This is a genomic window from Bosea sp. Tri-49, from assembly GCF_003952665.1.
Taxonomy (GTDB): Bacteria; Pseudomonadota; Alphaproteobacteria; order Rhizobiales; family Beijerinckiaceae; genus Allobosea.
In genome coordinates, this window is the sequence record NZ_CP017946.1 from 5,894,307 (window position 1) to 5,918,376 (window position 24,070).

24 protein-coding genes and 1 pseudogene are annotated in these 24,070 nt (G+C 67.1%); 16 read left to right on the plus strand and 9 right to left on the minus strand.

The features are described 5' to 3' along the window. Nucleotides 1–27 precede the first annotated feature (27 nt). The 4 genes from BLM15_RS28435 to BLM15_RS28450 all read right to left on the minus strand — a co-directional run bounded on the left by BLM15_RS28435 (nt 28) and on the right by BLM15_RS28450 (nt 3,798). A complete protein-coding gene (locus tag BLM15_RS28435) occupies nt 28–1,533 on the minus strand; it encodes a tripartite tricarboxylate transporter permease (RefSeq protein WP_126115897.1) in 1,506 nt (501 codons plus the stop codon). Between the two features lie 6 nt (nt 1,534–1,539). Next, on the minus strand, nt 1,540–2,013 hold the full coding sequence (locus tag BLM15_RS28440) for a tripartite tricarboxylate transporter TctB family protein (RefSeq protein WP_126115898.1): 474 nt from the start codon (nt 2,011–2,013) through the stop codon (nt 1,540–1,542). Between the two features lie 73 nt (nt 2,014–2,086). Beyond that, the gene (locus BLM15_RS28445; RefSeq protein ID WP_126115899.1) at nt 2,087–3,055 is read right to left on the minus strand and encodes a tripartite tricarboxylate transporter substrate binding protein; all 969 of its coding nucleotides are present in this window, start codon (nt 3,053–3,055) and stop codon (nt 2,087–2,089) included. Beyond that, nucleotides 3,052–3,798 carry a FadR/GntR family transcriptional regulator gene (locus BLM15_RS28450; RefSeq protein WP_126115900.1) on the minus strand — a complete coding sequence of 249 codons (747 nt, stop codon included), beginning with the start codon at nt 3,796–3,798 and terminating at the stop codon, nt 3,052–3,054. Before BLM15_RS28450 ends, BLM15_RS28445 begins: the two co-directional genes overlap by 4 nt. Before the next feature lie 96 nt (nt 3,799–3,894). On the opposite strand from BLM15_RS28450, the gene BLM15_RS28455 reads away from it, so the two are divergent. Further along, nucleotides 3,895–4,809, plus strand: a complete 915-nt coding sequence (locus BLM15_RS28455; protein WP_126115901.1) for a dihydrodipicolinate synthase family protein — start codon at nt 3,895–3,897, stop codon at nt 4,807–4,809. A gap of 18 nt (nt 4,810–4,827) precedes the next feature. On the opposite strand, the gene hpaR is transcribed toward BLM15_RS28455, so the two are convergent. After that, nucleotides 4,828–5,343: a homoprotocatechuate degradation operon regulator HpaR gene (gene hpaR / locus BLM15_RS28460; protein WP_442859408.1), complete on the minus strand. Its 516-nt coding sequence runs from the start codon at nt 5,341–5,343 to the stop codon at nt 4,828–4,830. Nucleotides 5,344–5,456: 113 nt separating this feature from the next. Between hpaR and BLM15_RS28465 the strand changes: the two genes are divergently transcribed. Genes BLM15_RS28465 through hpaD form a run of 3 tightly spaced genes read left to right on the plus strand, consistent with a single transcriptional unit; the run spans nt 5,457 to nt 8,413 of the window. Continuing rightward, on the plus strand, nt 5,457–5,852 hold the full coding sequence (locus tag BLM15_RS28465; RefSeq protein ID WP_164547676.1) for a 5-carboxymethyl-2-hydroxymuconate Delta-isomerase: 396 nt from the start codon (nt 5,457–5,459) through the stop codon (nt 5,850–5,852). Next, nucleotides 5,849–7,387, plus strand: a complete 1,539-nt coding sequence (gene hpaE / locus BLM15_RS28470; protein ID WP_126115904.1) for a 5-carboxymethyl-2-hydroxymuconate semialdehyde dehydrogenase — start codon at nt 5,849–5,851, stop codon at nt 7,385–7,387. The genes BLM15_RS28465 and hpaE overlap by 4 nt, the downstream gene beginning before the upstream one ends. 45 nt (nt 7,388–7,432) lie before the next feature. After that, the gene (hpaD, locus tag BLM15_RS28475) at nt 7,433–8,413 is read left to right on the plus strand and encodes a 3,4-dihydroxyphenylacetate 2,3-dioxygenase (RefSeq protein WP_126115905.1); all 981 of its coding nucleotides are present in this window, start codon (nt 7,433–7,435) and stop codon (nt 8,411–8,413) included. A 37-nt stretch (nt 8,414–8,450) separates the two neighbouring features. Here hpaD and BLM15_RS28480 read toward each other — a convergent pair whose 3' ends face one another. Further along, nucleotides 8,451–8,918, minus strand: coding sequence for an Lrp/AsnC family transcriptional regulator (locus tag BLM15_RS28480; protein ID WP_126115906.1), 468 nt, complete (start codon nt 8,916–8,918; stop codon nt 8,451–8,453). Nucleotides 8,919–9,070: 152 nt separating this feature from the next. Between BLM15_RS28480 and BLM15_RS28485 the strand changes: the two genes are divergently transcribed. Beyond that, on the plus strand, nt 9,071–10,240 hold the full coding sequence (locus BLM15_RS28485) for an amino acid aminotransferase (protein ID WP_126115907.1): 1,170 nt from the start codon (nt 9,071–9,073) through the stop codon (nt 10,238–10,240). Between the two features lie 45 nt (nt 10,241–10,285). Then, nucleotides 10,286–11,959 (plus strand): thiamine pyrophosphate-dependent enzyme, encoded by a 1,674-nt coding sequence (locus BLM15_RS28490; protein ID WP_236846460.1) that lies wholly within the window; start codon nt 10,286–10,288, stop codon nt 11,957–11,959. 162 nt (nt 11,960–12,121) lie between these two features. On the opposite strand, the gene BLM15_RS28495 is transcribed toward BLM15_RS28490, so the two are convergent. The 3 genes from BLM15_RS28495 to BLM15_RS28505 all read right to left on the minus strand — a co-directional run bounded on the left by BLM15_RS28495 (nt 12,122) and on the right by BLM15_RS28505 (nt 15,529). After that, nucleotides 12,122–13,549, minus strand: coding sequence for an FAD-binding oxidoreductase (locus tag BLM15_RS28495; protein WP_126115908.1), 1,428 nt, complete (start codon nt 13,547–13,549; stop codon nt 12,122–12,124). A 125-nt stretch (nt 13,550–13,674) separates the two neighbouring features. Further along, nucleotides 13,675–14,568, minus strand: a complete 894-nt coding sequence (gene rfbD, locus BLM15_RS28500; protein ID WP_126115909.1) for a dTDP-4-dehydrorhamnose reductase — start codon at nt 14,566–14,568, stop codon at nt 13,675–13,677. A gap of 55 nt (nt 14,569–14,623) precedes the next feature. Next, on the minus strand, nt 14,624–15,529 hold the full coding sequence (locus BLM15_RS28505) for a LysR family transcriptional regulator (RefSeq protein WP_126115910.1): 906 nt from the start codon (nt 15,527–15,529) through the stop codon (nt 14,624–14,626). Between the two features lie 93 nt (nt 15,530–15,622). Here BLM15_RS28505 and argH point away from each other — a divergent pair, with 93 nt between their 5' ends. From argH to trhA, 10 genes and pseudogenes are all read left to right on the plus strand, one after another. Further along, a complete protein-coding gene (gene argH / locus BLM15_RS28510) occupies nt 15,623–17,038 on the plus strand; it encodes an argininosuccinate lyase (protein ID WP_126115911.1) in 1,416 nt (471 codons plus the stop codon). Continuing rightward, complete coding sequence (locus tag BLM15_RS28515; protein ID WP_126115912.1) at nt 17,035–17,928, plus strand: amino acid ABC transporter permease; 894 nt, start codon at nt 17,035–17,037, stop codon at nt 17,926–17,928. The genes argH and BLM15_RS28515 overlap by 4 nt, the downstream gene beginning before the upstream one ends. A 5-nt stretch (nt 17,929–17,933) precedes the next feature. Next, nucleotides 17,934–18,698, plus strand: a complete 765-nt coding sequence (locus tag BLM15_RS28520) for an amino acid ABC transporter ATP-binding protein (protein WP_126116401.1) — start codon at nt 17,934–17,936, stop codon at nt 18,696–18,698. A gap of 44 nt (nt 18,699–18,742) precedes the next feature. Then, the gene (locus BLM15_RS28525) at nt 18,743–19,573 is read left to right on the plus strand and encodes an ABC transporter substrate-binding protein (protein WP_126115913.1); all 831 of its coding nucleotides are present in this window, start codon (nt 18,743–18,745) and stop codon (nt 19,571–19,573) included. 119 nt (nt 19,574–19,692) lie between these two features. Continuing rightward, nucleotides 19,693–20,115: pseudogene (locus BLM15_RS32345) on the plus strand (LysR family transcriptional regulator); the annotation flags it as partial. Between the two features lie 113 nt (nt 20,116–20,228). Continuing rightward, on the plus strand, nt 20,229–20,546 hold the full coding sequence (locus BLM15_RS32350) for a LysR substrate-binding domain-containing protein (protein ID WP_442859474.1): 318 nt from the start codon (nt 20,229–20,231) through the stop codon (nt 20,544–20,546). 87 nt (nt 20,547–20,633) lie between these two features. Further along, complete coding sequence (locus BLM15_RS28535; protein WP_126115915.1) at nt 20,634–21,614, plus strand: Bug family tripartite tricarboxylate transporter substrate binding protein; 981 nt, start codon at nt 20,634–20,636, stop codon at nt 21,612–21,614. 10 nt (nt 21,615–21,624) lie between these two features. Next, nucleotides 21,625–22,629: a zinc-dependent alcohol dehydrogenase gene (locus tag BLM15_RS28540; RefSeq protein ID WP_126115916.1), complete on the plus strand. Its 1,005-nt coding sequence runs from the start codon at nt 21,625–21,627 to the stop codon at nt 22,627–22,629. Continuing rightward, nucleotides 22,626–23,240 carry a DUF4286 family protein gene (locus BLM15_RS28545; RefSeq protein WP_126115917.1) on the plus strand — a complete coding sequence of 205 codons (615 nt, stop codon included), beginning with the start codon at nt 22,626–22,628 and terminating at the stop codon, nt 23,238–23,240. The genes BLM15_RS28540 and BLM15_RS28545 overlap by 4 nt, the downstream gene beginning before the upstream one ends. Nucleotides 23,241–23,384: 144 nt before the next feature. Beyond that, nucleotides 23,385–24,047: a PAQR family membrane homeostasis protein TrhA gene (gene trhA, locus BLM15_RS28550; RefSeq protein ID WP_236846461.1), complete on the plus strand. Its 663-nt coding sequence runs from the start codon at nt 23,385–23,387 to the stop codon at nt 24,045–24,047. Nucleotides 24,048–24,070 lie beyond the last annotated feature (23 nt).

Here is a 24,070-nt window from a genome sequence, read left to right on the forward strand (position 1 = left end):
GGCTGAGCGGCGCCGACCCGCGCTGCTTCAGCCTTGCGCGGGTTGCTTGCTCGGCTTGCCACTCCGCAGCGAGGCGATGATCGTCCAGCCGATGATGCCGATCGTGATTGCAGCGAGGACCGCGGCGATCGGTCGGTCGACCAAGCCGATCAGCCTGCCGTCGGACTTGATCATTGAGTTGATGAAATACTCCTCCAGCAGCGGCCCGAGCACGACGCCGAGGATCACCGGCGCGACCGGGAAGTCGTTCTCCTCGAGCACGAAGGCCAGCACGCCGAAGGCAAGCATGACGCCGACATCGAACAGCGAATTGTTGATCGCGTAGGAGCCGACGATGGCGAAGAGCAGGATGATCGGCATCAATACGCGCCGCGGCACCGAGAGCACGCGCGTCGCGACCTTGATGATCGCCCAGCCGAGCGGCAGCATCAAAAGGTTGGCGATGACGAAGACCAGGAAGACCGCATAGACGTTCTGCGGATTGTTGACGAAGATCGTCGGCCCCGGCGCCATGTTCTTCATCATCAGCACGCCGATGGCGATGGCGGTAATCGAGTCGCCGGGGATGCCGAAGACCAGGGCGGGGATCCAGGCGCCGGCGAGCGAGGAGTTGTTGGAGGCGCCGGCCTCGATCAGCCCCTCGGGATGGCCGGTGCCGAACTTCTCCGGTTCCTTCGAGAAGCGCTTGCTCATCGCATAGGACATCCAGGCCGCCATGTCGGCTCCGCTGCCCGGCTGGATGCCGATGACCGTGCCGAGCGCGCTGCCCCGGATCAACTGCCAGGGGTACTGCTTGGTCAGGCGCCACATACTGGCGAAGATCGGCCCGATCTTCTTGACCACGGCATGTGGGGCGCTGCCGTCGGAGACCATGTGCCGCATCACCTCCGAACAGGCGAACATGCCGACCATCATCGGGATCAGCGAGACGCCGCCGAGCATCTCGGTCGAGTCCATGGTGAAGCGCGGCTGGCCGGCTGGGTTGTTCATGCCGACCATCGCGATCAGCAGGCCGATCAGCAGCGAGATGCAGGCTTTCAGCGGCGTTGAGGAGCCGATGAAGACGGCGCCGCCCAACCCGAGCATGACGATCCAGAAGAACTCGACCGAGCCGAAGCCGAGCGCGAAATCGGCGATGGCCGGAGAAGCCACCATCATCACCGCGGTGCCGAACAGGCCGCCGAGCACCGAGAACCACAAGCCGATGCCGAGCGCGAGCTCCGGCTTGCCCTTCAGCGTCATCTGGTAGGAATCATCGACATAGGCGGCCGAGGCCGGCGTGCCCGGGATGCGCAAGAGGCAGCCCGGAATATCGCCGGAGAAGATCGCCATGGTCGAGGTGGTGACGATCGCGGCGATTGCCGGCACCGGCGGCATGAAGAAGGTCAGCGGCACCAGGAGCGCCGTCGCCATCGTCGCCGAGAGGCCGGGGATGCAGCCGACGACGAGCCCGTAGATCGCCGAGGCGGTGATGACGAAGAGCACATAGGGATCGAGGACCATCCCCAGCGCTGTGACATAGGCGTCGAACATGGCGGCTTACCAACGCAAAGGTTCGAGCGGGCCCCAGGGCAATTGCACGCCGAGGGCCAGATAGAAGATTGAGTGGATGACGAGTGCGGCCGCGAGCGAGAGCCCGATTGCGTGCAATGGCCTGGTGCCACCGGCCAGGAAAAGGACGATGAGGATCAGCGGCGCACAGATCAGGAAGCCGAACGTCTCGGCGAAAAGCATGTAGAAGATCACCGCTGCCGGGACGAGCAGCAGACGCGCAAGCGCACTGCCACTGCGGGCCCAGTCCGCAAGGCCGATCAGCGGTCCATCTTCCGTCGCGCGGGCGCCGGTGACGGCGAGGATCGCGGCGCAGAGCGCCAACAGGCCCGACAGGATCAGCGGGAAGGCCGAGGGGCCGAGCGGCTGCTGCGACGGGTTCGGCAGGCTCCAGGAAGCAGTCGCGACCAGCCCCGACAAGGCTAGGAAGACGAGGCCTCCGAAGAGATCGTTGAACTTCATGATGGGCTCGGTATGCGCGATGGAAACGGGCGCGGCGGAGCTGCCGCGCCCTGGTCATGCGAAGAGCGGCCGACTACTGGCGCAGGCGCAGGCCGAGCGCGCCCATGATCTCGCCGTTGTTCTTATGCTGCGTGGCGAGGAAGCTGCCGAAGGCCGGGCCCTTGGCGAAGGCGTAGCCGAAGCCGCGCTCGGCCAGGAACGACTTGTAGGCCTGGGAGTTCGCGACCTTCTCCGTCGCTTCGACGAGGCGGGCCGTCACATCGGCCGGCAGGCCGGCCGGGGCGGCGAGGCCGCGCCAGGTGCCGCCCTCATAGTCCTTGCCGATCGCGTCCTTGACCGTCGGCACGGCCGGGAAGGCGCCGATCTTCTCCTTCGACATCACCGCCAGCGACTTGACGCGGCCGGCATCGAACATCGGCTTACCCTCGGGCAGGGAGGAGGGGACGATCTGGACGCCGCCCGAGGCCAGTTCCTGGAAGCCGGGAGCCGCGCCCTGGCTGGGCACGACGACGACCGCCTTGGGATCGATGCCTTCGAGCTGCATCAGGCCGGCGAAGGCGAGGTGGTAGGCCGCTCCCGCGCCCATGCCGGAAAGCTTGTACTTGCCGGCCGGCTGCTTCTTGATGTCGTCGAGCGCGGCGCGCAGATCGGCCCAGGGCGAGTTCGCCGCGACGTTGAAGGCGGCGGAATCGAAGTTCACCAGCGCGATCGGGGTGAGCTTCTCATAGGTGAAGGGCGCGGTGTTCGACCAGTAGAAGGTCGTGACCTCGGCCGTGGCAAGGCCGATCGTGTAGCCGTCCGGCTTGGCATTGACGATCTCGGTGTGGCCGACCACGCCGCCGCCACCGGTGCGGTTGACGACATTGACCGGCTTGCCGAGCTCCTTCTCCAGCCCGGCGGCGAGGATGCGGGCGACGGCATCGGTGCCGCCGCCTGCGGCCCAGGGCACGACCAGCGTGACCGGGCGCTCGGGCCAGGCGGCGAAGGCGGGCAGCGACACGCCCGCGACGGCAGCAGCGAGCAGCAGTTTTGCGAGTTTCATGGCGTTTCTCCCGGTTCGGTTTTTTTGTTTGGGTTGGTTCCACCCGCCAAAGCAGGGTTGGAGAGCATGTGGCGGCTCGTGTAGCCGAGGACGCGCCGCATCGCCTGGTTAGCCCGCTCGGCATCGCCCTCGGCGATCGCCTCGACGACCGCGGCATGGTTGGCGAGGTTGCCGGCGAAGACGTCGACGGTGAAATCGAACATCGTGCTGAGGATCGTATCGATCGCGCCGCGGAAGCTGCGCAGGATCGGGTTGTTGGTGGCGTCGAGGATCGCGAGATGGAAGCGCTTGTCGGCGGCGATGGCGGCTTGCGGATCGTCCTGACCGGCTTCCATAGCGGCCAGCGCCGCGCGAATGCTGGCGAGATCCGCGGGCGTGGCGCGGATCGCTGCCAGGGCCGCAGCCTCCGGCTCGATGATCTCGCGCGTCTCTTCCAGAGCGAGCAGCAGCGCACGGTCGAGCCCGTCCTCGCTGCGCATCCAGCCGAGCACCTCGCGGTCGAGCAATGCCCAGTCGTGCTGGGGGCGCACCTGCGTGCCGTGGCGTGGCCGCACGGTGAGCAGGCCCTTGGCGACGAGGATCTTGACGGCTTCGCGAACGACGCTGCGGCCGACACCGTAGCGCTCGGCCAGCTCGGGTTCAGCCGGCAACACGGTTCCCGAAGCGATCTCGCCACGCACGATCGCAGCCCCGAGTGCCGCAACCATCGCGCCGATCTTTCCTGGCTTGCTGCCGCGCTGCATGCCCTGTTCGCCTCCCGTGGCAGGAAACTGTCACGGTCAGGGCTTGCGCGCAAGCATTCATCTGATGTTTAACATCTGATCATTGGAGGCGACGTCATGACCACAGCATTCACCGGCATCCATGCGATCCTCTATGCACTGTTCGATGCGCAGGAGCGGCTCGACCGAGGGGCGATGCGGCGGCAGGTCGAGATCTGCCTGGAGCACGGCGCCCACGGCATCGCCGCGCTCGGCCTCGCGACGGAGGTCTCCAAGCTGACGGTGCCCGAGCGGCGCACGGTGATGGAGTGGGCCTCGGAGGATGTCGGCGGACGCAAGCCGCTCGGCTTCACCATCTACGGGACCTCGGTCGGCGAGCAGATCGAACTGGTCAAGGCGGCCGAGGCGGCGAAGGCCGACTGGGTCATCCTGCAGCCGCCAATGGTCGGCAGCTTCGCTGCAATTGAATACATCCGCTTCTTCGGCCGGATCGCGGATGCGACGAGCCTCCCGGTCGCGATCCAGAACGCGCCGGCCTATATGGGCCGCGGCCTGTCGGCCGAGGATATCCGCAGCCTCGTCGCGCAGCATCCGAACATCAGGCTGGTGAAGGGCGAGGGGCCGGCGACCGAGATTCGGCAGCTGATCGAGACGACCGAAGGCAGGCTGCCGGTGATGAACGGGCGCGGCGGGCTCGAGCTGATCGAGAACCTGCGCGCCGGCTGCGTCGGCATGATCCTCGCGCCCGAGATCATCGACTTCACGACCAGGGCCTATGACAGCTTCGTCGCTGGCGACGAGGCCGAGGCAGAGCGCATCTATCGTGATATCCTGCCCGTGATCGTGTTCATGATGCAGTCGCTGGAGAGCCTGATCTGCTACGGCAAGCGCATCTTCGGAGCGCGGGCGGGCATCGCGATCCATGACCGTGCGCCTGCCATGCGCCCGACCACCTTCGGCGAGGAACTCGTTCGCCAGCATGTCGCGAAGCTCGGTGTCTTCCCGGGGACGCCGGCTGCCGGTCGTGGTTGAGCCCAACCGTTCGTCCGCTCAATCAGTAGGCGCATCCGGTGTGTCGCTGCCGATGCCGACCATGGCCTGTTCGAGCTCGGCGAGCAGGCTCTGCAGATCGGCCAGCTTGTCCGCGCCGAAGCGTTGGCTGATCTCGCGATAGATCGCCTCCGAAACCGGGGTCACCGTGTCGATCAGGGCGGTACCGGCGGGGTTGAGCGAGATCATCCAGCGGCGCAGATCGGCCGGGTCGGCCGTCCGGACGATCAGTTTGCGCTGGTCGAGATCCGCCAGGATCCGCGACAGGCTGGGACCGAGCAGGAACGTCGCCCGCGCGAGCTCCGCCACCTCCATCTGCGGCATGGTGCTCAGTGCGCGCAGCACGCGCCATTGCTGCTCGGTCACGCCGAATTCGCGCAGCGACTTGCGGAAGTGCCGCATCACCGATTCACGCGCCCGCAGCAGGGACATCGGCAGCGATTTCGAGAAATGGCGCAGCCGGAGCCGGGTCGCGGCCGGGTTCGTAGCGGCTGTGGTCTTCGGATCGTCAGTCAAACCTTGAAACCTGTTTGAGATTTGCGTCACCCTAGCCCAGGCGGTGGTCTGGGCCAAACGCGCTTGCGACAATAAATTTAACATGTTATCTAATTTGGATGCGGAGGAGCAGCGTGCCCCATATCGTCATCGAATACTCCGCCAATATCGAGGACGAGGTTCGCCCGATGCGGCTGGTCGAGGCACTGCACGCAGCCGCGCTGGAGACGGGCGTGTTTCCGCTGGCGGGCTTGCGAACCCGCGCGGTGCGGCGAGATCTCTACCTCGTCGCTGACGGCGACCCCGAAAACGCATTCATCGCCGTGAATGTGCGGATCGGCGAGGGGCGCGACGCCCCGACCCGCCGGCGCGTCGCCGAGGTGCTGATGGCGGCACTCGATCGCGAGACGGCCGAGACCTTCCAGCGCCGGGGTCTGGCGCTCAGCCTCGACGTCTCCGAGATCGACGGAACCGCGTCGCTGAAGACCAACAATCTGCACGAACGCCTGAAAGCGAGGGCGAAGCCATGACCGCGACCGATACGAAGCTGACCGCGAACCTCGCCAAGGCGCGCCAGGCGATGGAGCGCTTCACGACCGGCACCGTGCCGCATCTGATCGCAGGCGAGGCCGTCCTCTCGGCCTCGGGCGCGACCTTCGATACGCTCGACCCGACCACGAACGAGCGCCAGTCGGTGGTCGCCGCCGGCGACAAGGCCGAGATCGACCGGGCGGCCAAGGCGGCGCGGGAGGCGTTCCCGGCCTGGAAGAAGGCCTCCGGTGCCAAGCGCCGCGCCGTGCTGCACGCGATCGCCGATGCGATCGAAGCGCGGGCCGAGGAGATCGCCCTCGTCGAGAGTAGCGACACCGGCCAGGCGATCCGCTTCATGTCGAAGGCGGCGCTGCGCGGGGCCGAGAATTTCCGCTTCTATGCCGACCGGGCGCCGGAGGCCAGCAACGGCCTGTCGCTGCCGGATGAGGGGCACATCAACTACACGCTGCGCCAGCCGATCGGCCCCGTCGGCGTCATCACGCCCTGGAACACGCCGTTCATGCTCTCGACCTGGAAGATCGCGCCGGCGCTCGCCGCCGGCTGCACGGTCGTCCACAAGCCGGCGGAATGGTCGCCTCTGTCCGCCACGCTGCTCGGCGAGATCATGGACGAGACCATCCGCGCGCACGGCTTTCCGGCGGGCGTGGTCAACGTCGTCCACGGCCTCGGCGAGAGCGCCGGCAAGGCGCTGACCGAGCATCCGGACATCAAGGCGGTCGCCTTCGTCGGCGAGACGACGACCGGCCAGCACATCATGCGCCAGGGCGCTGAGACGCTGAAGCGCGTCCATTTCGAGCTCGGCGGCAAGAACCCGGTGATCGTATTCGAGGATGCCGATCTCGACCGCGCCCTCGATGCCGTGTTGTTCATGATTTACTCGCTCAATGGCGAGCGCTGCACCTCGTCCTCGCGCGCCCTCGTCCAGCGTTCGATCTACGACGCCTTCTCGGCCAAGGTCGCCGAGCGCGTGAAGCGCCTGCGCGTCGGCCATCCGCTAGACCCGGCGACCGAGATCGGGCCGCTGATCCATCCGCGCCATGCCGAGAAGGTGCTGTCCTATCCCGCCCTGGCGCGGGGTGAGGGCGCCCGTGTCGCCTGCGGCGGTGGCCGCGCCCTGGACGGGGCCGGCAATTATGTCGAGCCGACGCTCTACCTTGGTGCCAGCAATGGCATGCGGATCGCCCAGGAGGAGATCTTCGGGCCGGTGCTGACCATGATCCCGTTCGACGACGAGGCGGATGCGATCGCGATCGCCAACGACGTCCAGTACGGGCTCGCCGGCTATATCTGGACCCGCGATGTCGGCCGCGCCCATCGCGTCGCGCGCGATCTCGATGCCGGGATGATCTGGGTCAACTCGGAGAATGTCCGCCACCTGCCGACGCCGTTCGGCGGGGTGAAATCATCAGGCATCGGCCGCGATGGCGGCGACTATTCCTTCGACTTCTACATGGAGACGAAGAACGTCGCCGTGGCCTTCGATACCCACCAGGTGCCGCGGCTGGGAGCCTGACGCCGCGGCCAAGAAGACAGCAAAGAACGATCTCCAGGAGGAACCATGCCTGTCCCGTCCAGCGTCCTCAACCCGCCCTTCCACGTCGTGCGGCTGAACCATGTCGTGCTGACGGTCCGTGATCTCGCCGCCGCCAAGGCGTTCTGGGGCGACACGCTCGGCCTGCAGCTGACGCAGGAGACGCCGGAACGGCTCTACTTCCGGGCCATGGAAGAGCGTGGCCATCACTGCATCGTGCTGGAGAAGGGGGCCGAGCCCACCGCCCGCCATCTCGGCTTCAAGGTCTTCTCTGAGGAGGATCTCGACAGGGCCCAGCACTTCTTCCGCGCCAAGGGCCTGAAGGCGGAGTTCGTCGAGGAGCCCTATCAAGGGCGAACCTTGCGAACCACCGACCCGCTTGGCGTGCCGCTGGAATTCTACTTCCGCATGGACAAGCTGCCGTCGGTTCACCAGAAATACGCGCTCTACAAGGGCGTGAAGCCCCTACGCATCGACCATTTCAACTGCTTCTCGGACGATGTCGACGCTTCGGTCGCGTTCTACAATGAGATCGGCTTCCGGGTCACGGAATACACCGAGAACGAGGACCGGACCCGGCTCTGGGCCGCGTGGATGCATCGCAAGGGCGGCGTGCACGACATGGCCTTCACCCATGGAGTCGGCCCGCGCCTGCACCATGTCGCCTTCTGGGTGCCGACGCCGCTCAACATCATCGACCTGCTCGATCTGATGGCGACCACCGGCTATGTCGGCAATATCGAGCGCGGGCCGGGTCGCCACGGCATCTCCAACGCCTTTTTCCTCTATATCCGAGACCCTGACGGCCATCGCATCGAGATCTACTGCTCGGACTATCAGACGATAGATCCCGATCACGAGCCGATCCGCTGGGACCTGCGCGATCCGCAACGCCAGACGCTGTGGGGGGCTCCGGCGCCGAAGAGCTGGTTCGAGGAAGGCACCGCCTTCGAGGGTGTGCCGGTCCGTCAGCCGGCCTACGCCGCTTCTCCGATCATCGCCGCCTGAGGGCGGGTGGTCCGATCAGCGGACGACGGACTTCCGGTCAGCTGACGGCCGGCAGCGGCAGTTCCGTCGTCGTCTTGATCGACTTCAGCACCACGCCGGTCCGCAATGAGGCAAGGCCGCCGGTGACGGCGATCAGCCGGTCGATGAAGTCGCTGAGATGGGACAGGTCGCGCGCCACGATCTTCAGGATCATGTCGGCATCGCCGGTCTGCGCATGGCACTCCAGCACCTCCGGCGAGTCCAGCAGGAACTGCTGCAACGCGGCGTTCTGCGAGGCGTCATGCGCCCGCAAGCTGAGCAGCGAATGGGCCATGACCTGCAGGCCGAGCGCCGCCGGATCGAGCAGGCAGACGACCTTCTCGATATAGCCCTGCTTGCGCAGCCGCTCGATACGCCGGGCGCACTGGCTCGGCGAGAGATGCACGCTTTCGGAGAGTTCGACATGGGCGGCGTCGCCCTTGCGCTGGAGCGCGGAGAGGAGCTTCACGTCATAAGCGTCGAGCATGTGCGATACCCCGGCAGCAAGCATTGTGCGACTTTCGCGCACGGAATACTCCATTCATGCTGGAAGCTAGCATCGACGGCTCGCTCCATCACGCGGAAAGCGCGGACATTGCGTCCGATGCGCGCTACGCTCACTGAAATCGGGAGACCATCATGTTCGAGAGCCTGAAGCCGAAGCCGGCAGATGCGATCCTTGCCCTGATCTCGGCCTTCAAAGCGGACCAGCGACCCGGCAAGATCGATCTCGGCGTCGGCGTCTATCGCGACGAGCAGGGCCGCACGCCGGTGTTCGCAGCGGTCAAGCAGGCGGAGCGCATCCTGCTCGATGAGCAGCCGAGCAAGTCCTATCTCGGTATCGAGGGCGACCCGGTCTTCGTCGATCTCTTGAGGCCGATCGTCTTCGGCCAGCGTATTCCGCAGGACGACATCGTCGGCTTCCAGACCCCCGGCGGCAGCGGCGCGTTGCGGCTCGGGGCCGACCTGATCGCCGCGGCGCGGCCGCAGGCGCAGATCTGGCTGGGACTGCCGAGCTGGCCCAATCATGCCCCGATCTTCCAGGCCGCCGGGCTGACAGTGCGTGACTACGCCTTCGCCGACCTGACGACCCAAACTCTGTCCTTCGAGGCGATGATGGCGGCGTTGTCCTCGGCACAGAGCGGCGATGTCGTCTTGCTGCATGGCTGCTGCCACAACCCGACCGGGCTCGACCTCGACGCGGCGCAGTGGGAGGCGGTGACGGCGCTCTGCCTCGAGCGCGGCCTCATCCCCTTCGTCGATCTCGCCTATCAGGGCTTGGGAGAGACGCTGGATCTGGACGCTGCCGGAGCGCGGCGCATCGTCGAGGCCTGTCCCGAGGTGCTGGTCTCCTATTCCTGCGACAAGAATTTCGGGCTCTATCGCGAGCGGACCGGCGCGCTCTACGTCAAGTCACGCACGCCCGCGGCGGTCGCCAGCAACATGGCGGCGGCGGCCCGGGTGAGCTGGTCGATGCCACCCGACCACGGGGCGGCCGTGGTGCGCGCGATCCTCGAAAGCGAGGCGCTGACCGCCAATTGGCGGAACGAGCTCGCCGGCATGGCCGAGCGCATCCACTCGGTTCGCTCGGCGCTTGCCGCCCTGCATCCGGCTCTCGACGGCATCGCCCGGCAGCGCGGGCTGTTCTCGACCCTTAAGCTGACGCGCGAGCAGGCCGAGGCGCTGCGCTCCGAGCGCGCGGTCTATCTCGTGCCGAGCGGGCGCATCAATCTCGCCGGACTGCGCAGCGAGGATGCGCCACGCTTCGTCGAGGCGCTGGTCGCCACCGGCGTCCTCGCCCGGGCCTGACTTCTCACCGACCCCATTCCAGCCGAGCCAAGGATGCCAGAGATCATGCTGAAATCTGTTCTTCCGCAGCAGATGACCGGCGGTGCCGCGATCGTCGAGGCGCTGATCGCCAATGGGGTCGACACCGTCTTCGGCCTGCCGGGCGCGCAGATGTACGCGTTCTTCGACGCATTGCAGCAGCGCTCGGACGCGATCCGGACCTTCGGCGCCCGGCACGAGCAGGCCTGCGGCTACATGGCCTTCGGCTATGCCCGCTCGACCGGGCGGCCGGGTGTCTATTCGGTGGTGCCGGGGCCGGGCATGCTCAACACCACCGCAGCGCTCTCGACCGCGCTCGGCTGCAATGCGCCGGTGCTCTGCATCACCGGCCAGGTGCCGTCCGCCTTCATCGGGCGGGGTCGGGGTCATCTCCACGAATTGCCGGACCAGCTGGCGACGCTGCGCACGGTGACCAAATGGGCCGCGCGGATCGAACGGGTCGAGGATACCGGCGCCGTCCTCGCCGAGGCCTTCCGGCAGATGCTGAGCGGGCGGCCTGGCCCGGTCGCCGTCGAGATGGCCTGGGACGTGATGGCCGGGCCGGGGAAGACGCCCGAGCGCTTCCCTATGGCAAAGCAAGATGCTGCTCCGGTCGCGGATGAAGCTGCGATCGAGGCGGCGGCGCAGGCCCTGCTCGCAGCCCGCTCGCCGCTGATCATGCTGGGCACCGGGGCGCAGGATGCCGGCGCCGAGATCGCCGCGCTGGCCGAGGCTGTCGGCGCTCCCGTAGCTGCCTTCCGTGGCGGACGCGGGGCCGTGCCGGAAGACCACTCCTTCAGCCTGTCCTCCTATGCCGCAGCAAAGCGCTGGGCCAAGACCGATCTCTTGCTCGGCATCGGCTCGCGCCTGGAGGCGCCCTATATGCGCTGGGCCAATCCGATGAGCTATGTCCAGGATCCTGGCCAGGCACGCCAGCTCATCCGCATCGATATCGATCCGGCTGAGATGGAGCGACTGGTGCCGACGATCGGCATCGTCGCCGACGCCAACGCGGCCGTCTCGGCGCTGCTTGCGGCCGTGCGTCGCCTCGGCGGTAATGCCTCTGCGCCCGAGCGAAAAGCCGAGCTGCAGCAGTTGCGCGCCTCGGCTAGGTCGGAGACCGAGCAGGTCCAGCCGCAGCTTTCCTATCTCGATGCGATCCGCGAGGTGCTACCGCGCGACAGCTTCTTCGTCGGGGAACTCTGCCAGGTGGGCTTCACCTCCTATTTCGGCTTCCCGGTCTACGAGCCGCGCACCTATGTCAGCGAGGGCTATCAGGGCACGCTCGGCTTCGGCTTCCCGACGGCGCTCGGCGTCAAGGTCGCCCATCCCGATCGCGCCGTGGTCTCGGTCACCGGCGATGGCGGCTTCATGTTCGCCGTGCAGGAACTGGCGACGGCGGTGCAGGAGCGGATCGGCCTCGTCACGGTCCTGTTCAACAACAACGCCTATGGCAACGTGCTGCGCGACCAGACCAACAACTTTGGCGGTCGCGAGATCGGCTCGGCGCTCGTCAACCCCGATTTCATCCGGCTGGCCGAGAGCTTCGGCGTCAAGGCGCATAGCATGAGGTCACCGGCGGCGCTGCGACCGGTTCTGTCCGAGGCGATCGCCTCGAACGAGCCGACCCTGATTGTCGTCGAGGTCGAGCGCGGTTCGGAGGCCTCGCCCTGGCCGTTCATCCATCCAAGGTTCGACTGAGAACCCGTCACGAAACTCTACTGCGGCGGCCATCTAGCGGCGTTTTCTGCGCTTCCGGCGCTCACGGACCCATGTCCGCTGCGCTCCGGTTCTTGAAACCACCGCCATCTGGCGCGCCGCAGCGAGTTTCGTGACGAGTTCTGAGCAACGGCGGGCGCGGCTTTACGCCCGATCGAGCGCCGGCGGCAGCACCTTGCCAGGGTTCATGATGTTGTCGGGGTCGAGGCTTGCTTTCAGCGTGCGCATCACCTCGACGGCGGCGTCGCCATGCTCGCGGCGCAGGAACTTCGCCTTGCCGTAGCCGACGCCGTGCTCGCCGGTGCAGGTGCCGCCGAGCTCGATGGCGCGGTTGACCAGGAGCCCGTTCAGCCGCTCGGCCTCGCGGATTTCGTCAGGCGAATCCATCCTGATCAGGAAACCCATGTGGAAATTGCCGTCCCCGACATGGCCGAGCGCCGTCACCGGGAAGGGCGCGTCCTTGGCGTGCTCCCTGATCTCGGTGATGCAGGTGGCGAGCTGCGAGATCGGCACACAGGTGTCGGTGCCCCAGCTGCTGGCGCCGGGGCGCAAGGCGAGCAGTGCGTAATGCAGGTTGTGCCGGGCTTGCCAGAGCTTGCTGCGCTCCTCGGCGCTGGCGGCAAAGCGCCAGCCTTCGCCGCCATGGCCCTCGGCGAGCGCCTCGACCATCTGCGCTTGCGAGACCACTGCCGCGTCCGTGCCGTGGAATTCGAGGAAGAGGGCGACTGTCTCGGGATAGCTCAGATTATTGTGGCGGTTGATCGCGCGCATGCAGGTCTCGTCGAGCAGTTCGACGCGGGCGACCTGGATGCCGCACTGGATCGTCTCGATGGCGCAGGTAACGGCGCTGGCGATATCCGGGAAAGAGCAGACCGCGACGGAGCTCGCCTCCGGGATGCCGTAGAGCTTCAACGTGATCTCGGTGATGACGCAAAGCGTGCCTTCCGAGCCGACGAAGAGGCGGGTGAGATCATAGCCGGCCGAGGATTTGCGGGCGCGGCCGCCGGTCTTCACGATCGTTCCGTCGGCGAGCACCACGGTGAGCGCCAGCACATTGTCCTTCATCGTGCCGTAGCGCACGGCATTGGTGCCCGACGCCCGCGTCGCGGTCATGCCGCCGAGCGTGGCGTCGGCGCCGGGATCGACCGGAAAGAACAGGCCGGTGTCGCGCAAATGCTCGTTGAGCTGCTTGCGGGTGACGCCGGCCTCGACCGTGCAGTCGAGATCCTCGGCGTTGACTTCGGTGATCGCGTTCATGCGCGAGAGGTCAATGCAGACGCCGCCATGCAGCGCGACGACATGGCCTTCGAGCGAGGTGCCGGCGCCGAACGGAATGACCGGCACCTTCGCCTGATGGCAAAGCTTCACGATCTGGCTGACCTCTTCGGTGGTCTGCGGGTAGCAGACGACATCGGGCGCCTTGGTCGGGTGATAGGATTCGCCATGGCCGTGATGCTCGCGCTCACTGTCCGAAGTCGAGCAGCGCGGGCCGAGCAACTCGCGCAGGGAGGCGGTCAGGCTATCGAGGGCAGGGTGCCGAGAGGTGCCGGGCGTGGTGGCGGGGGCGTTCATTGGGTCTTCGATCCTCGTGCACGTCTTTGGCGCGGCTGCGCTGCAATCTCGACTGGTATGCTGCCTTCGGCCACAGCCGATGCAGCATGAGCGCTCTGCACCGGCAGCGGAAGTACCGAGCGCCCTCAGCTTCGTGGTTGCGCGAGCAGCGTGGCGACGCAGCTCTTCACCGAGGCCTGCCAAAGCGGCAGGCTCAGGCCGTGGCGCTCAATGAGCAGGCTGCAGTCGAGCCTGGAATTGGTCGGCCGGCGGGCGGGGGTAGGGTAGTCCAAAGTCGTGATGCGCCTGACAGCGGCGCTCGGCCCGCCGAGAGCCGCCGAGGCGACAAAAACGGTCTCGGCCAGATCGGCCCAGCTTGCCTCGCCGGTGCCGGCGGCATGGAAGACGCCGCGCAGCGAGGCATCGTCGGGGCGGGCAACCAGTGCCTTCGCCACGGCGATGATCGCATCTGCTAGGTCGAGTGCGCTGGTCGGCGATCCCAGCTGGTCGGAGACGACGCCGATCTCGTCCCGGCTCTCGGCGAGGCGCAGCATGGTCTTCACGAAGTTGGCGCCATAGGGGCTGTAGACCCATGCCGTGCGCAGGATTGTCCAGTCGGCGCCGGAAGCTATGACGGCTTCCTCGCCGGCGAGCTTCGAACGGCCATAGGCTGAGAGCGGGGCGGTGGCGTCGCTTTCGCGCCAGGGATGCGGCGCCATGCCGTCGAAGACATAGTCGGTGGAGATCTGGATCAGCGGCACGCCGAGCGCCACAGCGGCGGCAGCGACCGCGCCGGCGCCTTCACTATTGATGCGCAAGGCGAGCTCGGGTTCGGTCTCGGCCTTGTCGACGGCGGTGTAGGCGGCGGCATTGACGATGCAGTCGGGCCTTGCCGCGCTGAGCGCCTGCCGAACGCCTTCCGGCTGCGCCAGGTCGAGCTCGGGCCGGCCGACCGGGATGACGGTCACGCCTGCTGTCTCGGCGCGGGCGAGAAGGGATTGGACGACCTGCCCGGTCCGTCCGGTCACGGCTATGCGCATCGGGCCTTCGCCATCGGAAGCATGACGGTCGGTCTAGAGCATGCGTACTGTGGGCTCAACCCGCGGCCTCGAAGCGGCGGGCCTCCTCGCAGAGCCAGGCGATCAGCGTGTCGAGGGCCGGGCTGCGCTCGCTTTGCGAATTGACCGTCAGCCAGCAGCCGGTCGCGCTGTCGAAATCGAGGCCGAGCGGATTGACCAGTGCGCCCGAAGCCAGTTCTTCGGCGACGTAGCAGCGCGGGGCGAGCGCGACGCCGAGCCCGGCGACGGCAGCGCGGATGATCACGGAATAATAGCCATAGCGCACGGTATGGGCAGGGACCGCGCCGCGCAGACCATGCGCCTCGGTGAACTCGGCCCAGAAGGCCGGCATCTGGAAATGCTGCAGCAGCGTCATCTTCTGGATGTCGGCGGCGCGATTGAAGCCGCCGAGGCGCTCTAGTGCCGCAGGCGCGGCGACGAGCGCGACCTGGCGACCGAACAGGTAATGCGATTCACGATCCGGCCACGGGCCGAGGCCGTGGACGATCTCGAGGTCGGCCTCCTCGATCTCCTTCTCGCTGACGAAATTGGTGAACTGGACGTCGATCTCGGGATGGGCCTGAGCGAATTCCGGGAAGCGTTCCATCAGCCAGCGCTCGCCGGCGATGGCGATCATGTGCAGCCGGATCGGCCGGCCGATCGCGGCACGCTCGGCGAGGCGGCGGGCGCCGCGCTCCATCTGCTCGATCGCAGCCTCGGCATAAGGACGATAGATCGTGCCGGCCTCGGTCGGTTTCAGCCCGACGGGGCTGCGTTCGAACAGCTCCGTGCCGAGATGGTCTTCCAGCGCCTGGATCTGCTTGGAGACGGCGCTCTGGGTCAGGTGCACCTCGCCGGCCGCCTTTGCCGTCGAGCCGAGGCGAGCGACGGCGAGGAAAACCCGGAGTGCCGTGGTCGACGGCGGGAGGTTGCGGCTGGCCAAACAGATATTCCTTCAGCGACTACCCTGGAGGAGATCGTTTCGTTTGCCGGTTGTGCGGTCAAGAGGGCAGTGTTTTAGGCAGGGGAGAAGATCATGAACCATAATACGCGTCTCTGGGGCGGCCGTTTCCGCAAGCCGCCGGATCCGCGCATGATGAAGCTGTCGAGCGCGGCCGGCGCCCATGCCCGGCTGGCGCCGCAGGACATTGCCGGCGGCAAGGCGCATGCGGCCGAGCTCGAACGCGCCGGGCTGCTCAGCGAGGACGAGGCGAAGGCCATCGTTGCAGCGCTTGAGGCGATTGCCGCCGATCTCGCCGCCGGGGCGCTGGCGCCGGACGAGAGCGACGAGGACGTCCACACCTTCATCGAGCGGGTGCTCACCGCGCGGATCGGTGCCACCGGCGCCAAGCTCAGGGCCGGGCGCTCGCGCAACGACCAGGCCGCCAACAACCTCAAGCTCTATCTGCGCGCCGAGGCGCGGACCGTCGGCGCGATGCTGGCCGAGCTGCTCGATGCGATTGCGAGCCAGGCGGAGCAGCACGCAGCCTCGGTCTGCCCGGGCTTCACCCATCTGCAGAGCGCCCAGCCCGTCACCTTCGGTCATTGGCTGATGGCGCATGGCCAGGCGCTGTCGCGCGACGCATCCCGCCTGCAGGACTGGGAGAAGCGCTCCTCGCTCTCGCCGCTGGGTGCAGCTGCACTCGCCGGCTCTGCGATCGCGCTGACGCCCGAACTCAGCGCCAGGGCGCTCGGCTATGAGGGGCCTTGCGAGAACTCGGTCGATGCCGTCGGCGCGCGCGACCATGTCGCGGAATTCCTGTTCGTTGCGGCGATGCTGGCGACGAACCTGTCGCGGCTGGCGGAGGAGGTGACGCTCTGGACCTCGCGCCAGTTCGGCTGGGTCGTGCTCGACGATGCCTTCGCGACGGGATCCTCGATCATGCCGCAGAAGAAAAACCCGGATATCGCGGAGATCTCGCGCGGCCGGGCGGCGCGCCTGACCGGCGATCTCGTGGCCATGCTGGGCGCGCTGAAGGGGCTGCCGCTGGCCTATAACCGCGACCTCGCCGAGGACAAGCGCGCCGCCTTCGACGCGGTCGACGTGCTCGGCGAAGTGCTGCCGGCCTTCGCCGGGCTGATCGAGACGATGGAGGCACGCACTGACGTGATGCGGGCGCAGGCCGGTGCCGGCTTTGCGCTCGCGACCGAAGTCGCCGATCATCTGGCCCGCAAGGGCGTGCCCTTCGCCGAAGCGCATGAGATCAGCGGGGCGCTGGTGCGCTATTGCGAAGAGATGGGCCGCGAGCTCGAAGGGCTGGAGCCGGTGGAACTCCGTGCGATCGATCCTCGTCTCGACGAGAGCGTGCTCAAGGTGTTGACGCTCGATGCGGCAGTGGCGGCGCGCCGCGGTCATGGCGGCACGGCGCCGGCCAGGGTCGTCGAGCAGATCGGCCGCTTCCGCGGCTGGCTTTCCGGCTTCGCACAGTGGACGAGGGAGCGCGCGGCATGAGCAGTGCAGCCCAGACCATGCCGGATCGCGGCCTTGCCGAGATCGCCGGCCTGACCATCGTTCCCAAGCGCTTCTACGGGCGCTGGGTCGCCGCTGCTGCGATCCTGTTCGTGCTGGCCTGGATCGTGAAGGCCTTCGCCCAGGGGCAGATCGCCTGGCCGGTGGTGGCGCAGTTCTTCACCGCGCCGGCCATTCTCGCCGGCCTCGTCAACACGCTGATCATGACCGCCTGCGCCATGGGGCTCGGCATCGTGCTCGGCGTCGTCTTCGCGATCATGTACATGTCGCCGAACCCGGTGCTGCGCGGCGTCGCGCTGTTCTACATCTGGTTCTTCCGGGGCACGCCGCTGCTGCTGCAATTGCTGCTCTGGTTCAATCTGGCGCTGGTCTTCCCGACGATCGGCATCCCCGGCGTCATCGAGTGGCGCACCATCGACATCATCGGCCCGTTCATGGCGACGCTGCTCGGCCTCGGCATGAATCAGGGCGCCTATACCGCCGAGGTGGTCCGCTCCGGCATCCTCTCGGTCGATCTCGGCCAGACCGAAGCCGCGAAGGCGATCGGCATGACCCGGCTCACGACATTGCGCCGGATCGTGCTGCCGCAAGCGATGCGCGTGATCATCCCGCCTGTCGGCAATGAAGTGATCAGCATGGTCAAGCTGACCTCGGTAGCCAGTGTGATCCAGTTCTCCGAGATCCTGCGCAATGCGCAGAATGTCTATTACGCCAATGCCCGCGTCATCGAATTGCTGATCGTCGCGGCCGGCTGGTACCTGCTCGTCGTCACCCTGCTGCAGATCGGGCAGTTCTTCCTCGAACGCGCCTTTTCGAAGGGCAGGGGCGAGCGCCGCGCCAAGCCGCAGGTCGCCGAGGAGGCCGCAGCGTGACCGCCTTGTCCCCGATCGTCGTCGCCGCCAGCGTCACCAAAGAGTTCGGCCCCTTGAAGGCGTTGAACAATGTCTCGCTCTCGGTCATGCCGGGCGCGGTGCAATGCATCATTGGCCCATCCGGCTCGGGCAAGTCGACGCTGCTGCGCTGCATCAACCAGCTCGAGAAGATCGACGCCGGCGCGATCACGGTCGCCGGCGAATTGATCGGCTATCGCCGCGTCGGCAACGAATTGCATGAGCTCAGCGACGTCGAGATCGCGCGCCAGCGGCTTAAGACCGGCATGGTCTTCCAGCGCTTCAATCTGTTCAACCACATGACGGTGCTGCAGAACATCATCGAGGGGCCGCTCACGGTGCTGAAGCGGCCGCGGCGCGAGATCATCGCCGAGGCGATGGCGCTGCTCGATCGTGTGGGCCTTTCCGAGAAGCGCGATTCCTATCCGATCGAGCTCTCCGGCGGCCAGCAGCAGCGCATTGCGATTGCCCGCGCATTGGCGATGAAGCCGCAGCTGATGCTGTTCGACGAGCCGACCTCGGCGCTCGATCCCGAGCTCGTCGGCGAGGTGCTGAACGTGATGCGCGACCTCGCCGCCTCCGGGATGACCATGATCGTCGTCACCCATGAACTCGGCTTCGCCCGCGAGGTCGCGAACGACGTCGTCTTCATGGACAAGGGCGAGATCGTCGAGCAGGGGCCGCCGCAGCAGGTGCTGGTCGCGCCGAGCCAGGCCCGCACCCGCGACTTCATCGCCGCCGTCCTCAAGTGACCCAAGACCAAGTCGAACCAAGCAAAGACAAGAGGGAGACTACCATGCTTCGCCTTTCGCTCGCCGCCGCGCTGCTCGCCGGCACCGCGCTCGCCGCCCAGGCCCAGGCCCTGCCGGACCGGATCAAGACCGCGGGCAAGATCGTCATCGCGACCCAGCCGAACTATGCGCCGATCGTCTACAAGGACCCGGCGACCAACCAGATGGCCGGCTTCGACTACGAGCTCGGCGAGGCGATCGCCAAGGAGCTCGGCGTCAAGGCCGAGTGGCAGGACACCGCCTTCGCTCAGATGCTGCCCTCGCTGACGACCGGCCGCGTCGACATGGTGATGGCCGGGATGAGCGACCTGCCGGCGCGGCGTGAGACGGTCGATTTCGTCGACTACATGGTCTCGGGCGCGCAGTTCTACACGGTCACCGCCTTCGCCTCGACGATCAAGTCGGTCGAGGACCTCTGCGGTAAGAGCGTCGGTGCCAGCCGTTCGACCAACTGGCCAAAGCAGATCGGCGAGTGGAGCGATGCCAATTGCGTCGCCAAGGGCAAGCCGGCGATCACCGTGGTCGGCACGGAAGGTTCGGTCGATGCCCGTACCCAGCTCAAGACGCAGCGCCTGCAGGGCGGCGTCCAGGGCAGCGAGACGATGACCCACTTCCAGAAGCTCGAGCCGAACACCTATATCCCGCTCGGCGAGCCCTTCACCCGTTCGCTCACCGGCATCCCGTTCCCGAAGACGGCCGAGGGCGGCCAGCTGCGCGATGCGGTGAAGGGCGCGCTGGAGCGCCTGCAGGCGAACGGCACCTATGACGCGCTGGTCGCCAAGTATGTCCAGCCGAGCAACGTGCTGAAGCCGATCTCGGTCAACAAGGGCGAGTGATCGCTTGACCCTGCCGGCCTCGGCGGCTTCGTTGCCGTCGATGCCGGCGACTTCCTCGCCGGAACGCCTGCGGGGATAGCGTGCTGACCTTCCGCCAGATCGAGGTGTTCAGGGCAGTGATGGCGTGCGGCAGCCTGGCCGGCGCCGCCCGCGAGTTGCGCATCGCGCAGCCGACCGTGACGCGGATGATCCTGCGCATGGAGGATCAGCTCGGCGCCAGGCTGTTCAACCGGGTCCGTGGTCGGCTGACGCCGACGCAGGAGGCCTCGCGCTTCCTGGCCGAGATCGACCGCGCCTTCGAGCAGATGCGTTCGGCGGTGGAGCGGGCGGCGCAGGCGGCGCTGCCGGAACGCGCCGTGTTCCGCTGCGGCGCCTCGCCCAGTATCGGTCGCGGGCTGGTTCCGGCGGCGCTGGCGCGATTGCTCGCGCGCATGCCGGCGGTCTCGCTGCAACTCGACATCCTGACCGTTAGCCAGGTGCTGCCCTATCTGCTCGATGGTTCTGCCGACGCGGCGGTAACGCTGTTTCCGGTCATGCACCACGAGGTGGTCAGCACGGCCGTCGGCAGTGGCCGGCCGGTGCTGCTGATGCCGGCCGGCATGGGCGATGTGCCCCCGGCGAAGCAAACCTTACCAGCCTCGCCGACCAGGCCTGGATCGTCTTCCAGCCGCGCTCCGTCCATGGCGACATGGCGGCCGGCATCCTGTCGGATCATGGCTTGCGGCCGGCCCGGACGCATATGGTGCGCTTCGCCGAGACGGCGGTCGCGCTGGTCGAGGCCGGGATCGGCGTCTGCATCGTCGACGAATTTTCGGCGCGCGCCGCCGACATGTCGCGTTTGCGCTGCCTGCCGGTGCCGACGAGCCGGCGCTACGAGGCCTATCTGCATCGCCCGCTCGCAGCGGGTGGCAAGGTAATTCAGCAGTTCGAGCATTGCCTGAAGGATGAGCTGCAAGCTGGTCGTATGCCTTAAGGCTATAGCTTCGGCATACAACGTCGCTTGAATCGGCTGGCCGGCTCCGTTTGAGTGCGCGCAGAAAAATCCAGGGAGGATTTCAGTATGCAGAAGCGTCAGCCGGCCGTGAGCCGGCGGTTCGTCCTGTCCGGCATGGCGGCCACGTTGGCCTGCCCGGCGCTGGCGCAATCCTACCCGGCCAAGCCCGTCACCCTGATCGTCACCTTCGCGGCCGGCGGCGGCGTCGATGTCACGGCGCGCTTGATCGCCGAGTCGCTGAGCCAGATCCTCGGCCAGCGCGTCATCATCGACAATCGCGGCGGCGGCGCGACGATGACGGGCACGCAGGCCGTGACCAAGGCCGATCCCGACGGCTACATGCTGCTGGCGGCGCCGACGACGATGGTGATCAACCCGGCGCTGCGGGCGAGCATGCCCTTCGACTGGCGCAGCGACCTCATGCCGATCGGCCTGATGGCGAAGCTGCCCTTCGTCGTGGTGACCCGGCCGGATTCGCCGGTGAACACGATGAAGGACCTGGAGGCGCTGGCGAAGAAGCGGCCCGAACCCATTCTGTTTGCGTCCGGCGGCACCGGGACCGTCGCCCATCTCGCCGGCGAGCTCTTCGCCATGCGTACCGGCAGCAAGATGCAGCATGTGCCCTATCGAGGTGAGGGGCCATCGCTCGCCGACGTAGCGGGCGGGGCGCTCGATGTCACTTTCGCGACGCTGGCGGCGGTCGCAGGGCAGGTCGAGGGCGGTTCGCTGAAGGCGCTCGGCGTCACCACCAGCGAGCGCGCCGGGCTGCTGCCGAAGGTGCCGACCGTTGCCGAGCAGGGCTATGCCGATTTCGACGTCTCGGCCTGGGTCGGCCTGATGGCGCCAAAGGGCACGCCGCCGGCTGTGACCGAGAAGCTGCGTACTGCGCTGGCGACGGCGCTGGGCGACACCGAACTGCAACGCAAGCTCGCGGCCAGCGGCTCGATCCCTGCGGCTGTCGGCTTCGACTTCGACGGCTTTCTCAAGCGCGAAAGCGAGATCTGGAGCAAGGTCGTCAAGGACGCCGGCGTCAAGGTCGACCCGTAAGAGCGCGGTCATGCTCGCAATCCGCAAGGCCGCGCCGGAGCCGGGGCTCGTCTGCCATGAGGTCGAGGCGCCAGCTCTCGGCCGCGACGACGAGGTGTTGGTCCGCGTCGAGGCGGCCGGCATCTGCGGCACCGACCTGCACATCGCCGACTGGACGCCGGGTTATGAGGCGATGGCGAGCGCCATGCCGGTGACGCTCGGCCATGAATTCGCCGGCAGAGTCGAGCGCGGCCCGTCCGAAGTGCTCGGGCGGCGGGTAGTTGTCAGGCCCTCGGTGACCTGCGGGCGCTGTGAAGGCTGCCGGCAGCGTGGCGAGGATGGCTGCACGGCGCGGACCGGCATCGGCATCCGCCGTGATGGGGGGTTCACCAGCCTGGCGAGCGTGCCGGCGCGCAATTGCGTCGCCGTGCCTGAGGGGCTCGATCCTGAGCTTGCGGCGCTGACCGAGCCGCTGACCGTCGCGGCGCAAGCCGTGGCGCGTGCGGGCACTGTGGAAGGCAAGCGCGTCCTGGTGCTCGGGCCAGGGCCAATCGGACTGGGCGTCGCACTCTTCGCCGAACGAGCCGGAGCGGCCGCGTTGACGATCGCTGGGCGTGACGATGCGGCGAGGCTGGCGTGCGCCCGCGCACTCGGTTTCGCCGACATTAGGGACGCGCTCGTCGATGACCGGCCGCTGGCGCCAGGCAGCTTCGATGTGACCTTCGAGGCGACCGGGGTGCCGGAGGTCGCGAGTGCGGCGCAGCGCCTGCTCGCGCCTGGCGGCGTCCTCGTGATCTGCGGCATCCATGCCCGGCCAGCTAGCTTCGACCTGACCTCGATGGTGCGGTCGGAACAGAGCGTCGTCGGCTCCTACCGCGCGCCGGTGGCGCGCTGGGGCGAGGTGGTCGCGGCGATCGCGGCGGCGCCGGAGCGCTTTCGCAAGCTGATCAGCCATCGCCTGCCGCTGAGCGAAACACTCGACGGCTTCGCATTGATGCGCAGCCGCGCCGCGATCAAGGTGATGCTGCAGCCATGAGAAGCAGCGCCTTTCTCATCTTCGCCAACGATGTCGTGCCCGAGCAGCGTGCGGCCTATGAAAGCTGGCATGGCGGCCACCATGTCCCGCAGCGATTGACGGTGCCGGGCATCCTGCGCGCCACGCGCTATCGGACGAGCGGCGGCTCGCCGGAATACCTCACGGTCTACGACCTCGCCGATATCGCGGTGCTCACTTCGCCTGATTATCGCCGGCTCGCCGAGCAGCCCGATGTGGTCACGCAGGCGATGCGCCCCTATCTGCGCGATCCGCTGCGGCTCGCCTGCCGTTCTCTCGTCGCCGCCGATTGCTCGCATGGCGAGCTCCTCATCATGCTGCGGATGCCCGATGTGAGCGCGGCGCAGGTGGCCGAATGGCTCGCAGGCCAGGCCTCGGCGACAGTGAGGCTCGGCAGGACCGCGCCCGATGCCGGCGGGCATCCGATCATGGGGCAGGCGGGCATGCCGCAGGAGGCAGTCGCGCTCGTCTTCGCCGCAGCATCTGAGGCGGTTCGAGCGATGGCCGAAGGCATGCGGGATGCAATGCAGGTCGAGATCCTGTCAGCTCCCGGCTCGGGCCTGATCTATGAGCGGATCGAGAGCTTTCCCTGACCGGCGCCACCGGTGAGCTAAAGCCTGGCGCAACAAGGCCGAAGCGTTCGTCGTCGACTCCCCATCTATCGGCTCGGCCGCAGCGACGCTTTGCATTCCGGGATGGATTCAAGCACCCTTGGCACGACCGCGAGAGGATACAGCTTGCTCGAACCAGCCCATGGACGCTTCGATTTCAGCCGCGCCGAGGTTTGGGCAGACGGCGTGGTTCACGTGCTCGGCGTAGCCTTGGGGCTTTGCGCCGTCACGGCATTGATCGTGCAAGTGCTCGCAGTAGCCCCGCTGCCTGATCTGGTGCCAGTTGCGATCTACAGCTTCGCGCTGATGGCCGTCCTCATCGTCTCCGCCATCTATAACATGTGGCCGGTTTCCCCGGTGAAGTGGCTGATCAGGCGCTTCGACCATTCGGCCATCTACATCCTGATTGCGGGAACCTACACGCCTTTCCTGATGAGACTGGGCGAAAGCGCCGTAGCGCATATCCTCCTCGTCGTTGTCTGGATCGCATCGGGTGTCGGCGTCGTGCTCAAGGTTGCTTTACCCGGCCGGTTCGACCGCCTTTCGATCGCGCTCTATCTTCTCATCGGTTGGAGCGGTGTCCTGGCGTGGGAAAGCATCGCACAGCTGCCGAGCATCGCCCTGTGGCTGATATCGGCTGGCGGCCTTCTCTACACGCTGGGCGTGGTCTTCCACGTCTGGCAGGCCCTTCCGTTCCAGAACGCCATCTGGCACGCCTTCGTGCTTGTCGCTTCCGGCTGTTTCTACGGAGCCGTGTTTCAGGCCTATGCGGTTGCTCGGTCGACCTGATGGCGAGGCGGATCGAATTTCTG

Coding starts and splice junctions, on each gene's coding strand:
- BLM15_RS28525 (WP_126115913.1), top strand. CDS start 18,743: ATGCTTCGCCTTTCGCTCGCCGCCGCGCTGCTCGCCGGCACCGCGCTC.
- BLM15_RS28440 (WP_126115898.1), bottom strand. CDS start 2,013: ATGAAGTTCAACGATCTCTTCGGAGGCCTCGTCTTCCTAGCCTTGTCG.
- hpaE (WP_126115904.1), top strand. CDS start 5,849: ATGACCGCGACCGATACGAAGCTGACCGCGAACCTCGCCAAGGCGCGC.
- BLM15_RS28495 (WP_126115908.1), bottom strand. CDS start 13,549: ATGAACGCCCCCGCCACCACGCCCGGCACCTCTCGGCACCCTGCCCTC.
- argH (WP_126115911.1), top strand. CDS start 15,623: ATGAACCATAATACGCGTCTCTGGGGCGGCCGTTTCCGCAAGCCGCCG.
- BLM15_RS28485 (WP_126115907.1), top strand. CDS start 9,071: ATGTTCGAGAGCCTGAAGCCGAAGCCGGCAGATGCGATCCTTGCCCTG.
- BLM15_RS28450 (WP_126115900.1), bottom strand. CDS start 3,798: ATGCAGCGCGGCAGCAAGCCAGGAAAGATCGGCGCGATGGTTGCGGCA.
- rfbD (WP_126115909.1), bottom strand. CDS start 14,568: ATGCGCATAGCCGTGACCGGACGGACCGGGCAGGTCGTCCAATCCCTT.
- BLM15_RS28480 (WP_126115906.1), bottom strand. CDS start 8,918: ATGCTCGACGCTTATGACGTGAAGCTCCTCTCCGCGCTCCAGCGCAAG.
- hpaD (WP_126115905.1), top strand. CDS start 7,433: ATGCCTGTCCCGTCCAGCGTCCTCAACCCGCCCTTCCACGTCGTGCGG.
- BLM15_RS28540 (WP_126115916.1), top strand. CDS start 21,625: ATGCTCGCAATCCGCAAGGCCGCGCCGGAGCCGGGGCTCGTCTGCCAT.
- BLM15_RS28435 (WP_126115897.1), bottom strand. CDS start 1,533: ATGTTCGACGCCTATGTCACAGCGCTGGGGATGGTCCTCGATCCCTAT.
- BLM15_RS28535 (WP_126115915.1), top strand. CDS start 20,634: ATGCAGAAGCGTCAGCCGGCCGTGAGCCGGCGGTTCGTCCTGTCCGGC.
- BLM15_RS28490 (WP_236846460.1), top strand. CDS start 10,286: ATGCTGAAATCTGTTCTTCCGCAGCAGATGACCGGCGGTGCCGCGATC.
- BLM15_RS28445 (WP_126115899.1), bottom strand. CDS start 3,055: ATGAAACTCGCAAAACTGCTGCTCGCTGCTGCCGTCGCGGGCGTGTCG.
- BLM15_RS28515 (WP_126115912.1), top strand. CDS start 17,035: ATGAGCAGTGCAGCCCAGACCATGCCGGATCGCGGCCTTGCCGAGATC.
- BLM15_RS28455 (WP_126115901.1), top strand. CDS start 3,895: ATGACCACAGCATTCACCGGCATCCATGCGATCCTCTATGCACTGTTC.
- BLM15_RS28545 (WP_126115917.1), top strand. CDS start 22,626: ATGAGAAGCAGCGCCTTTCTCATCTTCGCCAACGATGTCGTGCCCGAG.